At 65.6% G+C, this 14,369-nt stretch carries 9 protein-coding genes and 1 pseudogene; all 10 read right to left on the reverse strand.

The window, feature by feature from the left end:
- Positions 1-21: 21 nt before the first annotated feature.
- On the reverse strand, positions 22-3,930 hold the full coding sequence (locus tag C8D78_RS05645) for an AAA family ATPase (protein ID WP_244208270.1): 3,909 nt from the start codon (positions 3,928-3,930) through the stop codon (positions 22-24).
- Positions 3,931-4,272: 342 nt separating this feature from the next.
- A complete protein-coding gene (gene guaA, locus C8D78_RS05650) occupies positions 4,273-5,862 on the reverse strand; it encodes a glutamine-hydrolyzing GMP synthase (RefSeq protein ID WP_120951026.1) in 1,590 nt (529 codons plus the stop codon).
- A 176-nt stretch (positions 5,863-6,038) separates the two neighbouring features.
- Positions 6,039-6,548 carry a DUF3817 domain-containing protein gene (locus C8D78_RS05655; protein ID WP_120951028.1) on the reverse strand — a complete coding sequence of 170 codons (510 nt, stop codon included), beginning with the start codon at positions 6,546-6,548 and terminating at the stop codon, positions 6,039-6,041.
- Positions 6,545-7,519 (reverse strand): SURF1 family protein, encoded by a 975-nt coding sequence (locus tag C8D78_RS05660; RefSeq protein ID WP_120951030.1) that lies wholly within the window; start codon positions 7,517-7,519, stop codon positions 6,545-6,547. Before C8D78_RS05660 ends, C8D78_RS05655 begins: the two co-directional genes overlap by 4 nt.
- Positions 7,520-7,843: 324 nt before the next feature.
- The gene (locus C8D78_RS05665) at positions 7,844-8,695 is read right to left on the reverse strand and encodes a hypothetical protein (protein WP_147429557.1); all 852 of its coding nucleotides are present in this window, start codon (positions 8,693-8,695) and stop codon (positions 7,844-7,846) included.
- A 120-nt stretch (positions 8,696-8,815) separates the two neighbouring features.
- Positions 8,816-10,024, reverse strand: coding sequence for a toll/interleukin-1 receptor domain-containing protein (locus C8D78_RS05670; protein WP_120951034.1), 1,209 nt, complete (start codon positions 10,022-10,024; stop codon positions 8,816-8,818).
- A gap of 74 nt (positions 10,025-10,098) precedes the next feature.
- Positions 10,099-10,288, reverse strand: a pseudogene (locus C8D78_RS05675) (HNH endonuclease signature motif containing protein); the annotation flags it as partial.
- A gap of 391 nt (positions 10,289-10,679) precedes the next feature.
- Complete coding sequence (locus C8D78_RS05685; protein ID WP_120951036.1) at positions 10,680-11,168, reverse strand: PTS sugar transporter subunit IIA; 489 nt, start codon at positions 11,166-11,168, stop codon at positions 10,680-10,682.
- Positions 11,169-11,257: 89 nt separating this feature from the next.
- Positions 11,258-13,009, reverse strand: coding sequence for a glycerol-3-phosphate dehydrogenase/oxidase (locus C8D78_RS05690; protein WP_120951038.1), 1,752 nt, complete (start codon positions 13,007-13,009; stop codon positions 11,258-11,260).
- 93 nt (positions 13,010-13,102) lie between these two features.
- Positions 13,103-14,239 (reverse strand): GuaB3 family IMP dehydrogenase-related protein, encoded by a 1,137-nt coding sequence (locus C8D78_RS05695; RefSeq protein ID WP_120951040.1) that lies wholly within the window; start codon positions 14,237-14,239, stop codon positions 13,103-13,105.
- Between the last annotated feature and the right edge of the window lie 130 nt (positions 14,240-14,369).

Consider the following 14,369-nt stretch of genomic DNA (forward strand, 5'->3'; position numbering starts at 1 on the left):
CGCGGCCGGCGGCGGCTACGGTTACTGCCTTCTCCCGGAGTCGGTCGCTTCGCCCTGCCTCCCGGCAGTGCGGGGGGACTGCGCCTCGTGGCCGGCGAATTCCTGCTCGGCAGGTTCCGCCGGTAAGAACACAAGCCCCTCCGAGGCCCGTGCATCATCAATCGCCAGATGCTCAACGTCGTCATCGAAGAAACCGTGCGTTGCCCGGAGCCGGCTGGACACGGCAGGCTTCTCCAACCCGAGGCAGCCCCCAATCCGGTCGGCGCAGGCCGAGGGATCGGTGAACACCTCTATGGTCCATAGCGGCATATACCGCCAGCCAAGGCGCTCCAGGAGCTGCGGCCGGAGCCTGCTGCGTTCGCGGACGCTCATCCGCCGGTAGTGGCCGGTGCCGTCAGACTCTATTGCCACAGGCCGGGGAATTTCCGCATCGTCCTGTCCGATCGTGGTCATAGGATCGGCGGCAGCGACCATGTTGAGGGCCCCGTCGTACTGGTGCCACACCCGTGCGCCGCGGGCCCGGAGCCGGTCGCCCAGGTCTGCCACGAGCGGGTCTGCGCCGAGGGCCTGCTCGCTGGCAGCGGCCCGGGAGGCAGGGCTGCCGAGATCCGAATTGCCGGCAATTTCACGGTCCAGCAGCTGGTAGAAGTCCACGGCGCCGTGGCTGAGCCGGCTGACGTCAAGGTCCTCGGGGCGGAAGCAGCTGAGCACATGCAGGGATCGGCGTGCGCGCGTCATTGCCAGGGCGAATTTGGCGCGTCCCCCGTCGGCGGACAGCGGGCCGAGGCTGTGAAGGGTGCGCCCGTGCGGTGTGCGGCCATAGCCCGGGGAGAAAATGACATGGTCGCGGACCAAGCCTTGGGCCCGTTCCAGGTCCACCACACGGAAAGACTCGTCCCCGGCCGTGAAGAAACTGCCGAGCATGGGGTAGTTGGGCAGCTGGGCCCGGATGGCCTCGCCGATCCGGGCGGCATGGCGAAGACTGCCGGTGACGACAGCCAGCGAGGTCCGCGGCCGGAGCCGGGCGTGCTCAAAGACGAGCTCCACCGCCCGGTTCACTTCGGCCACGACCGACTCAACGCCGTCGTGGTCGGCGCTGGGAAGCCCGGTGCCGTCGGGAAGATATTCCACGCTCAAGGCACGGTCCAGTCCGGTGGCGGATTGTCCTTCCGGGAGCCGGGTGAGTTCCCCGCCGTAGAATCCCTTGCTGAGCTGGCGCACCAGATCTTCATCCACCGCGCGGTAAACGGTCCTCAGGTTCCACACGGGCAGCACTGCGGAGAGCGCTCGGTACGCGCTGTCGACGCTCTGATAAGAGCTCTCCCCCGCGGCCAGCCGTTCGACCCCCACCGTGAAGCTCCGGGGGCTGGCGATCTGATCGTCGCCGAAGGCGATGACCTGCCGGGCACGGGCGATGGCCGGCAGGACGGCCTGCAGGGACGTTGTCTCGGCGTCGAGGATTACGACGGCGTCAAAGGTCTGCTCGATCGGCAGTACCCCGGTCAGGAGGTAGGGGCTGACGGAGCACACGGGCACCAGCGTGGGCAACAGTTCCTGCGCCTGGCCGCTCAGCGCTGACAGTGTTACCCGGCCGTCCTTCAGCAGGCTGCGCAGCAGCTCGGCCTGGCGCGGGTACGTTGCGATTGCCACGCGCCAGCGCTCGGAGAGATTCCATCGCAGCCGGGCGGCGCCGCTGGCGACATGGGCGTTGTCCGCAAGCCTGTACTCCGCCTCCAGCTGGCGAAGGGCGTCGCCGTCGGACATGGCCAGGTAGTCGTCTCCGCTGATCATGGCTTCGAGCGCCGACTGCCACCAGGCCAGCTCCAGTTCCGCGGTCACAGAGTCTTCCGAAACCTCACGCTCGGCGAGGTCCGCGAGCAGCTCGCCCAGGCCATGTTCGCGCATGCTCTCGACAAGCAGTGTGCGCTCCGGGAGGGTTTCCAGGGTTGCGGTGTCGGCGACGAGGCGCTGCACCCGGCTCAGGAGTTCGTCGTAGGGCGCGCTCTCCAACTCGCCGCCGGCGGCGGTGTGTTCAACTGCCTGGCCCAGTTCAGCCAGTTCCGCGTCAAGCTCCCGGTAGAGGCCGGAGATCTCGGCCAGCCCGGACGGCACGGCCGGGTGCCGTTGGGTCGTCGCATAGCCGGACCAGGCCGCGCGCTGCTCTTGCACCAGGACCAGGGAGCTATGCAGGTCCGCGATGTGCACGCCGGGCCTGACATATTCCTTGGCTACCCTGCGCAGACGGGACCGCTGCATGGACGGCATCTCGATGCCCCGTTCGCGGCGCCAGGCGGAAGACGCCGTGGCCGAGATCAGGTCGTGGACGGGCCGGTCAAAAATGTCGGGGGTGAACTTGTCCAGGCTTTCGCGGACGGCGACAAGGAGCTCGATCTGGCCGCCCCACTCGGCGAAAGTCCCGCCGAGACGGATCTCGGCGTGTTCCGCGACACCGTCCATGCGGCCGCGCAGCAGCGGGAGCTTCTCCGCCACGGACTGGGCAACCTTTTGTGCTTCCTGCGTCTCCTTGCGCGTCAGCAGGCGCGCTCCATGCCAGGGGCTGGTGGTCGACGCGCGGCTAAAGCCGCCGAGTTCCGCGGCGCGGCGGAGCCGGCCGGCGAGTTCCTCGCGGTCCCGGATGTTATCCAGGACGCTGCGCTTGAGCCTGACGGTCGTGGCCGGCGCCGGCTGGATGGAGGTCAGTTCGGCCAGGGACTGCATGGCCTCGTACGGCGAACACCCCCAGCGGTCCCGGACGTTGTGCAGCGAGGCCACGTGGTCCATCAAGGCGTGGCGGTGCCCGGTGAGGGTGGCGTGCAGGTTGCTAAGTTGCGGCTGGAGCGATTTCTCGTTCCGGACGATCGCCCGGACCAGCTGCCCTTTGAGCTGCAGTGGACTGGCCTGGCCGGTGAGCTGCAGGAGCAGTGAATCGAGACCAAGGCCCTCCAGCTGTGTGGAGATCTCGGCGAGGCTGGCCCGCCTGTCGCCTACCACCAGCACGGTTTTGCCCTCGTCCACGAGGGCGCCGATGGAGTTCATGGCGGTCTGGGTCTGGCCTGTGCCCGGCGGGCTGCTGACCACCAGAGAATCTCCGGCCCGGACGGCATCGATGACGTATTGCTGGTCCGTGTCGGCGTCGAGAAGCAGGAGCTCGTCGGCGGGATCGCGATGGTCCGTGCTGGGGAAGCGGCCGGGATCGACCGCGGGCACGTCGACGTGCTCGCCGGAACCGGCCCGTGCCAGGGCGGTGACGATGGGGTTGTTCTGGTTGATCCACGGATCGTCCAGGTTGCCCGAGAGGTCGGCGAACGTGGACACGAGCAGATTGTGCTCGACCTCGGCGCCGTGGATCGGCTGGACCAGGGTGCCCAGACGCTCCAGGACGGGCTGGGGGTCGTAGCGGGCCGTGCTGTATGCCATCCGCGTCACCGCGTTCACGTCAAAGACGATCCCGTGGACTGATTTCAGGTGCCGGACCAGAGCCGGGTTGATTTGCGCCTGCTCGGTCAGTTGCAGTTCGTAGTCGTCCTCGCCAGGACGCACCGTGAGGGAGATCGCGGCGAGCATGACCGGGGCGGAAACCCGCTGCGGTTTGCCGCCGACGGCGGATGTCCAGACCACCGTTCCGGCGGAGAAATACCCGGCGTCGATGCCGCGGTCGTTGGCCAGTTCGAAGATCTTGGAGCGCAGGTTGCGTGAGGCCCGGGCCGCAATAACGTACTGCTGGCGGTCCCGGATCAGGGTTGAGAGCCGGGTGCGCCGGCCTGCCATAAGCTGGGCCAGCCCCGACGGATGGGCATGGGTCAGGTCAATTGAGCCTTCGGGCGTCTTGGTGAAGCGCAGCATCGTATCTGCTCCGGTGACGGGTTTGAGCCCCGACAGCCATTTCCTGAACTCCTCGGAGCCCTCGGGGTGGCCTTGACCAACTGACACTGCTGCCTTCTTTTCTGTGCTCGACTTCTCTGCGCCGGACTTCTCGGTGCCGGCTTTCTCCGCGCCGGTCCGTGACGGGCTCGACCGGGGCGCGTTCGTCTGAACGCTTGTCTGTGTTGCGTCCGCGCTTTCCCCGGCCGCGTATCGTGTGTTCGCGGTTGCTTGGCTTCCGCGGGACGCTCTGGACCATACCGGCATGCATTCGAGGGTAGCCCGAATCCCCTGCCTGTGCGGGGCCGCAACACTGGACGGCGCAAAATTCAGCCCGAATTGCCAGGATCAACCCGGATTGTCAGCAACAAAATGAAATGGCCGGCCTCGAAAGGCCGGCCATTCACATTCTTATTCCCACTCGATGGTTCCCGGCGGCTTGCTGGTCACGTCCAGCACCACCCGGTTGACGCCGTCCACCTCGTTGGTGATCCGGTTGGATATCCGGGCCAGCAGATCGTAGGGCAGCCGCGACCAGTCGGCGGTCATGGCGTCCTCGGACGACACCGGACGGAGCACGATCGGGTGTCCGTAAGTGCGGCCGTCGCCCTGGACGCCGACGCTGCGGACGTCTGCCAGCAGCACCACGGGCATCTGCCAGACCTCATTGTCGAGGCCGGCCGCGGTCAGTTCGGCGCGGGCGATCGCGTCGGCCTTGCGCAGCAGGTCCAGGCGTTCCTTGGTGACGTCGCCGACGATCCGGATGCCGAGGCCGGGTCCGGGGAAGGGCTGGCGGCCGACGATTTCCTGCGGGAGTCCGAGTTGGGCACCGACGGCGCGGACCTCATCCTTGAACAGGGCGCGCAGCGGCTCCACGAGTTCAAACTGCAGGTCCTCGGGCAGGCCGCCCACGTTGTGGTGGCTCTTGATGTTGGCCGCACCTTCGCCACCGCCCGATTCGACGACGTCGGGGTACAGGGTGCCTTGGACCAGGAACTTGATCTTTTCACCGTGCGCTGCCGCCTCGGCGATAATTGCCAGTTCAGCTTCCTCAAAGGCGCGGATGAATTCGCGGCCAATGATCTTGCGCTTGGTCTCGGGATCGCTGACGCCGGCCAGGGCGCTCAGGAAGCGCTCCTGCTCGTTGGCGACATAGAGCTTCACGCCGGTGGCGGCGACAAAGTCGCGTTCGACCTGTTCGGCCTCGCCCTCGCGCAGCAGGCCATGGTCCACGAACACACAGGTCAGCTGATCGCCGACGGCGCGCTGGACCAAGGCGGCGGCAACGGCAGAGTCAACGCCGCCGGACAGGCCACAGATGACCCGGGCGTCGCCGATCTGTTCGCGGATCCGGTCAACCTGCTCCTCGAGGATGTTGCCGGCGGTCCAGTTCGGTTCCAGCTTGGCGCCCTTGAAGAGGAAGTTCTCCAGGACCTGCTGGCCGTAGGCCGAGTGCTTCACTTCGGGGTGCCACTGGACGCCGTAGAGGCACTTCTCTTCGTTGGCGAACGCAGCTACTTCGGCGCCTGCCGTCGTCGCGAGGACTTCGAAGCCCTCGGGGGCCTCGTGGACGGAGTCGCCGTGGCTCATCCAGGTGCTCTGATGCTGAGGCATGCCGGCCAGGATGGACCGGCCTTCACCAATCGTGGTGGTCTCCGTGGAGCCGTACTCGCGGAGTCCCGTCTGGGCCACCTTGCCGCCGAGGGCATTCGCCATGGCCTGGAAGCCGTAGCAGATGCCGAAGACCGGAACGCCGGCCTCGAAGAGATCGGCGCCTACGCTGGGGGCGCCGTCAGCGTATACGCTGGCAGGGCCGCCCGAGAGGATGATGGCAGCGGGGTTCTTGGCCAGCAGTTGCTCGGTGCTGTAGGTATGCGGAACCACTTCCGAATACACATTCGCTTCCCGGACGCGGCGGGCAATCAGCTGCGCGTACTGGGCACCATAGTCAACAACCAGAACGGGCCTGTGGGACGTCTGGGATGCAGTGGGAGTAGTCACCCCACAAGACTACTTTGCCCCGCTGCCCGCCCGCACATTGAGAAGCCCCTGCGGGCCACGAATCGCCCCCGGGGTAAGCGAACTCACACGCCCGACGGCGGCCCCCCGCGGGGTGCCCCGGTCCACGAAGGCTGGAGTCAGTGCTGCTGGCGCCGCTTGAGTCAGTACCTCTGGGGTCAGTACCGCTGGGGTGCCTGCGGGTTCGCCGCGAGTTCCGCCTCGACCTCGGCATGGAACCTCTTCTCGACGAAGAAGGACAGGAACGGCACGACGCCGCCCAGGGCCAGGACCACCAGTTTGCCGAACGGCCAGCGCATGAGCGACCACAGCCGGAAGTCAGAAATCAGGTAGACAACGTACATCCAGCCGTGCACGATCAGGACGGCTATGGAGAGGTTGACTCCCCCGATCACTCCCGGCGGTTCGGCATCGGCGAAGCCCAGGCCGAACGGCTGTCCGGTGACGGCGTCGGTGCCGCCGGCGAAGAGGTACTGTCCGAAGCCGTACCGGGCGACCAGCTCGGCGCACAGCAGAAGCAGCATGGAGCCCGTCAGGTAGGCCATCACCTTGTAGAACTTGAGGGCGGACCGGATTTGGGCCTCGGTGCCGCCGAAGCGTCGCTTCTTGCCGGCGGCCCCCGCGCCGTTGGTTGATGGCGGCTGGATGGCGGGCTGGGGCTCGATCATGATTGCACTCTCGGGTCGGTGGGATGGGTGGCGGTGCTATAGGGATCTGCGGGATGTGCTGCGCTTGTGTTCGGTTCGACGGGGTTGTGCCCGGCTGGGTTCCCACCGGCGGCGGGCTGTGCGGCCGGAAACGCGTCGGCCCGGCGCTGTTGTCCTTCGGAAGCGCCCGGGTCATGGCCCGACTCTTCGTCGTCCAGCGCGTCTTCGAGGTCGCGGCGGTAGTCGTCTTTCACGAGTCTCCACCAGATGAACAGCGCGAAGCCGGCGAAGACCACCCATTCCACGGAGTAGAAGAGGTTAAGCCAATTCACTTGCTGGGCCGGCGGCTGCGGGCCTATCAGGAGGGGTTTGACGGCACCGCTGCTGGCGGGGGCCCCGACATCGGCTCCGGCGGAGAGTTCGGTCCTCGCGGCGACGAAGCCCGGGTAGCTGCTGATATTCCAGTCGTTGATGAGCTCGGCGACCGAGACTGCGCTGACACGGCCGGGACCGGGGTCTGTGTGCGGCAGCGGCGACTCGGATGGCAGCAACCGTCCGGTCAGTTCGATAGTGCCCGTGGGCGGCGCCACGGCGTCCGCGGGATCCGCGACCCAGCCGCGGGCGACCGGAATCCAGGTCTGGGGTGTGGCCCCCGCGCCCTTTAGGACGGGAGCGTTCTTGACGGCAAAGGCGGACACGATCCAGTAGCCCTTGGCACCGTCGTTGAGCCGGTCCGGAACGAGGACCTGCTTTTGTGGGTCGTAGCTTCCCGTGGCGGAGACAATCTGGTCCGCCACCGAACCTGGGAAGAATCCTCCCGGCTGCAGGACCGAGGTGAGCTCGCGCGGGTCCTCTGTTGTGGTGGAAACCGGGGTTTCCGGCTGCGTTGAACGGCCAAACTGCCACTGGCTGAGCAGCACAAACACCCCGGAAATGGCAATCGCGAACACGAGTCCTGCGATCCAGCGGGGTTTAAGGGCAGTTTTCAGCACCTCTTAACCGTACTTCGTCCCCGTGTAGAACAGCGAAACGGGCACCGCGCCGGCTTCACCCCTCATTTGGGGGCGACGATCCGACGCGAACCCTTCCCAGGGCGCCTTGCCTACCGCCCAGAATGCTGGGCGGTATCCAAAGCAGGCACGCAGGCAGGGGTGTTGCGGCAATAGTCCTGGCGGCCGCGCCGCTGTGCTGCCGTGGTTCTGGCCGCGGCCGAGCCGTAATCATGCAGAGGTGGTCGTTACGCGGCGACGCCCGTACGCCAGTCACTATGCATTGGAACGGCTTTTCTGATGCCCCCGGACTCCTGACTGCGAACGCTAGAGTCCGAGCGCCCGCAGCTCAAATTGGCTCGGGACAGAAACGTAACCGACCTTGACGTTACGGGAGCCCGGAGGCGCGAACAGGAGCCTATCTCCGCCGTTGCCCAACATCGTGAGGCTGACCGTGCCTTGGGGGGAGGATTCGAGCCACGGGCTCCTGAAGCTATACCTGATCCGGAAAATTCGGAGCGCCCCAGTCACATCCTCAGCTTCAAGAGTCACGGTAGTCGAGGATCTGAACTTCTCGAGTTGCTTTACGGTCGCTGTCACTTGCCGCCATGAGGACTCACCCTCCCCTATTCGACGTGCGCCCCAATAGGAGACCCCGACGAGGACTAAGAGGTACCCAGAACCGAAAACCCAGCCGAGGCCCAGGAGTCCGACCATCCCAGGCAGCGAGCTCTGGAAGGTGTAATAGCCGTCGATGATTGGATCGACCGTATTCTCTTGATAGACGCTGATCGTTACCGTAGACCCCGACGACGGGGAACCTTTACACGTCGTGTGCGTGTCAGAGGATGCAGTTATAGGCCGACCGTCGAGGGCATACTGGAGACCGACGATGCAGTGGTGGCCATCCACCGAATAAATGTCCCTCTTGTAGTAACCGTACTGGCTGGTGACGGTGGCGGGCACCTTCACATGGCTGCCCCAGACAGGGATCATGGCCCAAGAAAAGGCGACGACGGCAGTGACGGCTACTCCAGTGAAGAGAACGCCCGAAAAGACCACCAAGGCCACCAGACGACGCCGAACACTAGTCCCTTTCCATCGGGGCGGCTGCGCCCCGGGGAGCGGCTCTGCGCGTAGCCGGACGCCGTCGGGCAAAGGAATCGACTCGGAGGTCACGGCATCAGTGTAGGGGCAATGTTCCCAACGCCGTTGGATACAACAAACTTCCCCTTCGATTCCTGCACGACACCATTACAAATTCGATGCCCCTACGGACGGCAATTCAGGCCTTCCGAGTTATGTTGCTACTTCAAGTGATGGGAGCCGCTTCGCGGCTCCCTCGAGGAGCGGCTCCCAGCCGTCAATTAGGTCCTGACCATCAACCACATTTCTGAGCGCTGTTTCAAATCTGCGGAGCAGTGGGCGCAGGTCCCTGCTCATCCCGGCGTTGGCCTTAGCAGCATCAGCGGCCTCGGTTATCGTTGCCATGGCCTCTCGGGAGGAGTCGATCAGACGCCTAATTCCTGCCACGGCATCCCCGTTGCCTGCGTCCTCCTCCTGGTGGGCCAACACCTCTAGCACCGCCCTAATGATGGGATCCATGCGAAGCAGACTGGTCGAGTATTCCTTAGACATATGCTCGATGGTTTCAAGGGGCGCCGCGGCATCTTTTGCCAGTTGCCGAGCGATTACGATCTTCGCGGCAAACGCGTTCGGCTTCTTGTTCGCCTTTTCCATCTCCTTGGACGAGGCACTGAAAAGCTCTCCGAATTCACCAACCGCAGGCCCGAGAGTCGTGAGAGTGTTCGTCCACTCGTCCGCGACCGGTTGAAAATCAGCCATTAGCTCCAGAAATCCAGGGGCATCGTCGGCTTCCTCTTCTTCTGGCGCCGGTCGCAGGCGCTGTGCCGCTGACGGCGGCTCGCCTGCCTCCGCACTTTTCGCGATCACGTCCACCGACGCGCGCTTCGGGTTTGAAGCAAGGTGCACCGGTCGTGCTTCGAGGTCGCGCGTCAATTCCACTAGCCTTGTCGCGAGGCGGTGGATCCGCGTCCGGTAAGGGGATGACGTCTCCTCCAGAAGTCGGACATCGTCCCAGGGTTCGAACTGCATGCGCGCCGCAATGTCCTTGAGTTCGTCGGTGCTACCTTCTCGAAGATCAGGCACTGGTGTGTATCGGATCGACATCAATAGCTCCTGAAGCCCCAACGACCGAGCCGATGAAACGAATTGAACCATTTCCTTCCTGCACTCTTCGCGCAGGAAGTATGTGGGGGTCAACACGGGTATGAAGAACGTCGTGTTTTGCAAGGCTTCATCGAGTTGCGCCCGAAAGTCGTGCCCCCAGCGAATTTCAGCCGAATCAACAAAGATGTCTATTGTTTCGCCGGTGAGGAACTCGAACTCCGCCCTGAGAAGCTCGGCGAGACGCCGAATCCTACCGTCTTCCCGTTCGTTATCGACATGGGCATAGCTCAGGAATGCTTTGGCGACGACTTCACTCATGCGCTCAATCTACCGGGCCATAGGCGAGGACTCGGCTTTTGACACAGCGACCCTCGAGTGGGGTCATATTCACAAATTGTGCCGTTGTCGGTGGCGGTGAGGCCGCCGCGACCAGTAGTGGATGTGGTGGGCCTCGCACGAGGCGGCGGGGATGGTGCAGCCGGGGAAGGTGCAGCCCTGGTCGCGGGCGATGAGGGCTTTGCGGATGTGGGGCGGGAAGATCCGTGAGGTTCGGCCGACGTCCAGGATCCGGCCCTGGCTGCCAGCCGGAGAACGATCAGACCGTACTAAGGCGGCGCGGTCCAGGACCCGCGGCCGGCCAAACTGCGTGCGGACTCCGGGCGAGAAGAGGACAGACTCGGGAGGACCCGAGACCTCGATTCCCGCAGCACGGACCAGCTGATCCTCCAGGAGAGTGAACCGCACCCTAAGGTGTTCTGACCTTTGATCGGCTGCTTTGACGTCCAGCGCCGGGAACCTTCGAAATGGCTGATGGGCCCACTCCGGATCCAGAATTCAAATATCTCGCCCCAAGAATGCGGCAGCCGAGTCCCAGCGCGGCGACGATCTCGCGACGAAAGGTCCTGCCCCCAGAATGCGGCAGCCGAGTCCCTGCGCGGCGACTACCTCGACACGAAAGGCCTGCCCCAACCTGCTAGTGGTCGAAGAACACCAGGCTGGAATTGATGAGCTCGGCGATCACTTCGGCGTCGTAGGCCCGGCGGAGCGACTCGCGGAAGGACTCCTTCGAGAGCGAGCGGGCCAGCGTCGCGAGCACTTCAAGGTGATCGGAGAAAGAGCTCGCCGGGGTGGCGATGAGCAGTATGACGGTGGCCGGGCCGTCTGCGGCACCGAAGTCCAGTGCCCTGCCGTATTTGGTGATGCCGACCGCAATGGAGGTCTGCGAGACCAGCTCGCTTCGGGCGTGCGGCAGACCCACCCCGCCGGGCAGGCCGGTTGCGAGCTGGTGCTCCCGGGCATTGACCTGCTTGAGGAAGCCATCGAGATCGGAAATCCGTCCCGCCGCATACATCCGCTCTGCGAGCTGGGACGTGGCGTCCAGCTTGTCCGTGGCGTCCATCTCCAGGATCACCATCTCGGGCGTGGTGAGCTCGGCGTCGTACCGGTCCAGTGGTTGCGCCAAGTGATGTCCCTTCGAAGTGGCGTCAGTGCACGCCGGCCGGCAGTCAGTTGACCTGCGATGTGGTCAGCACTGCCGGCCGGTGCTGAAACTCAGCGCAACGGGACAATATCCTCCACGCCCAGCCGTGCGGCGTCGGCGGATTCATCATCCGGCTGCTGCTGACTCAGGCGCTCGGCATCGACCCGGGCCAGATAGTGCTTGATTTCGCCCTCGCGCTGCGCATCACTCCAGCCGAGAACGTCTCCCATTAGTTTAGCGACTACCGGAGCGGCGGACACACCCCGGTCCCAGGCCTCGATCGAAATCCGGGTGCGGCGGGTCAGCACGTCCTGAACGTGGCGGGCGCCTTCGTTCGTGGCCGCATAGACGGCCTCCGCGGCGAGGTAGTCGTCCGCGCCGGGCAACGGCTCGGCCAGCTCCGGGTTACCGGCGATCAGGGCCAGCACTTCCGGCGTCATGGCGCCGTAGCGGTTGAGCAGATGTTCGATCCGGGCCACATGCACGCCCGTCTCCTCCGCCATCCGGTTCCGTTTGTTCCACGCTGCCTTGAAACCGCTGGCCCCTAGCAACGGAATGGACTCCGTGCAGCTGGGGGGGACGCGCTCGTCCATGCTGCGCGTTGCCTCGTCCACTGCGTCCTTGGCCATGACCCGGTAGGTGGTCCACTTCCCGCCGGCCACCACCACGAGCCCGGGCACGGGGTGGGCCACCACGTGTTCCCGGGAGAGCTTGGCGGTGGAATCGCTTTCCCCGGCCAGGAGCGGGCGCAGGCCCGCGTAAACGCCCTCGACGTCTTCGCGTGTCAGGGGCCGTTTGAGGACCTTGTTGACGTGCTCCAGCAGGTAGTCGATGTCCTTGCTGGAGGCCGCCGGGTGGGCCTTGTCGAGGTGCCAGTCAGTGTCCGTGGTCCCGATGATCCAGTGCCTGCCCCAGGGGATCACGAACAACACCGACTTCTCGGTTCGCAGGATCAGTCCCACGGTGGACTGGATCCGGTCCCGGGGCACCACCAGGTGGATGCCCTTGGAGGCGCGAACTTTGAGCTGTCCGCGGTCGGTCACCATGGCCTGGGTTTCGTCGGTCCAGACGCCGGTGGCGTTAATGACCTGCTTGGCCCGGATGTTGAACGTTGATCCGTCCTCGTGGTTGACCACCTTGGCGCCGACGACGCGCTCCCCTTCGCGCAGGAAGTCCACCACGGACATCTGGTTGACGGCGTGTGCGCCGTAGTGCGCCGCGGTCCGCACCAGGTTGGCGACGTATTTCGCGTCGTCCACCTGGCCGTCGTAGTACCTGATGGACCCCACGAAGGCGTCGTCCTTCAGGCTCGGCGCGGCCCGCAGGGTCCCGCGGCGGGTCAGATGCTTGTGGAACGGGACGCCGCGGCTGTGTCCGCCGGTGATGGACATGACGTCGTACAGCGCGATCCCGGCGCCGACATAGGGGCGCTCAAGCACATGCTTGGTCAGCGGGTAGAGGAACGGCACCGGCCGGGCCAGGTGCGGGGCCAGGACGGACAGGATGAGCCCGCGCTCGTGCAGGGCCTCCTTGACCAGGGCGAAGTCGAGCATCTCCAGGTACCGCAGGCCGCCGTGGATGAGCTTGGAGGACCGGGACGACGTGCCGGCTGCCCAGTCGTTGGCCTCGACGATGCCGACGCTGAGCCCGCGCGTGATCGCATCCAGGGCGGCGCCGGCGCCGACGATGCCGCCGCCCACGATCAGGATGTCGAGTTCCTTGCCCGGGTCAGCAGTGCCCTTGAGTAAGGCGATGGAAGCATCGCGCTCTGCAGGACCCAGGGCACCTCCGGCCACGGCAGAACCGCCGGGAAAACTGTTCATGTCACGCCTCCATCCGGATCAAACCTCGTTAGGGCACCAGACTACGTCCAAGTCCTCCGGATGGGCAGGGCTAATCCCCTGCCGGCGTGCGGTTCAGTTTCCGGCGTACGGCGAGACGACGACGTCGACGCGCTGGAATTCCTTCAGGTCCGAGTAGCCGGTGGTTGCCATCGAACGGCGCAGCGCCCCGATCAGGTTCGAGGTGCCGTTGGTGTGGTGGCCTGGCCCGAACAGGACCTCCTCGAGCGGTCCAACAGTTCCCACGTTGACCCTGTCGCCGCGGGGCAGTTCGAGGTGGTGTGCCTCCTGGCCCCAGTGCCAGCCCTTGCCCGGCGCCTCCTCGGCGCGGGCCAGGGCACTGCCCAGCATCACGGCGTCGGCGCCCATCGCGATGGCCTTGACGATGTCGCCCGAGGTTCCCATGCCGCCGTCGGCGATCACGTGCACGTAGCGTCCGCCGGATTCGTCCATGTAGTCCCGGCGGGCGGCCGCGACGTCGGAGATGGAGGAGGCCATCGGAGAGTGGATGCCCAGCGCGCGGCGGGTGGTGGTGGTGGCTCCCCCGCCGAAGCCGACCAGCACGCCGGCGGCACCGGTGCGCATCAGGTGCAGGGCCGGGGTGTAGCCGGCCGCTCCCCCGACGATCACGGGGACGTCGAGTTCGTAGATGAACTGCTTGAGGTTCAGCGGCTCGTGGGCCTTGGAGACGTGCTCGGCCGAGACGGTGGTCCCGCGGATGACAAAGATGTCGACGCCGGCAGCCACCACGGTCTTGTAGTGTTCCTGCGTGCGCTGTGGGGTCAGCGAGCCGGCCACGGTGACCCCCGCGGCGCGGATCTCGGCGAGGCGGGAGGTGATCAGCTCGGGCTGGATCGGCGCCTGGTAGAGCTCCTGCATCCGCCGGGTGACGGCGGGGCTGTTGGTCTCGTCCGCGAGGACCGCGATTTCGTCCAGCACGGACTGCGGGTTCTCATACCTGGTCCACAGGCCTTCGAGGTCCAGGACCCCGAGTCCGCCGAGGCGCCCGAGAGCGATCACGGTTTCCGGCGACATGGCCGAATCCATCGGAGCTGCGATGACCGGCATCTCGAACTTGTAGGCATCGATCTGCCACGAGACGGATACGTCCTTGGGGTCACGCGTGCGTCGGTTGGGGACGATCGCAATGTCATCCAGGGAGTAGGCACGACGCCCACGCTTGCCTTGGCCAATCTCAATCTCGTAAGTCACTGCTCTAGGTTATCCCAGGGCGGCGTTTTCCCGGCGACCGTGTCCTGGCGGACCGAATCCCCGCCGGGACGTGGCAGCCGGGACACGTCCGCCCAGCTGAGGAGGCCGCTGCGGAACGTCCGGCACCGAC

The sequence above is a fragment of the Arthrobacter oryzae genome (assembly GCF_003634095.1).
Taxonomy (GTDB): Bacteria; Actinomycetota; Actinomycetes; order Actinomycetales; family Micrococcaceae; genus Arthrobacter; species Arthrobacter oryzae.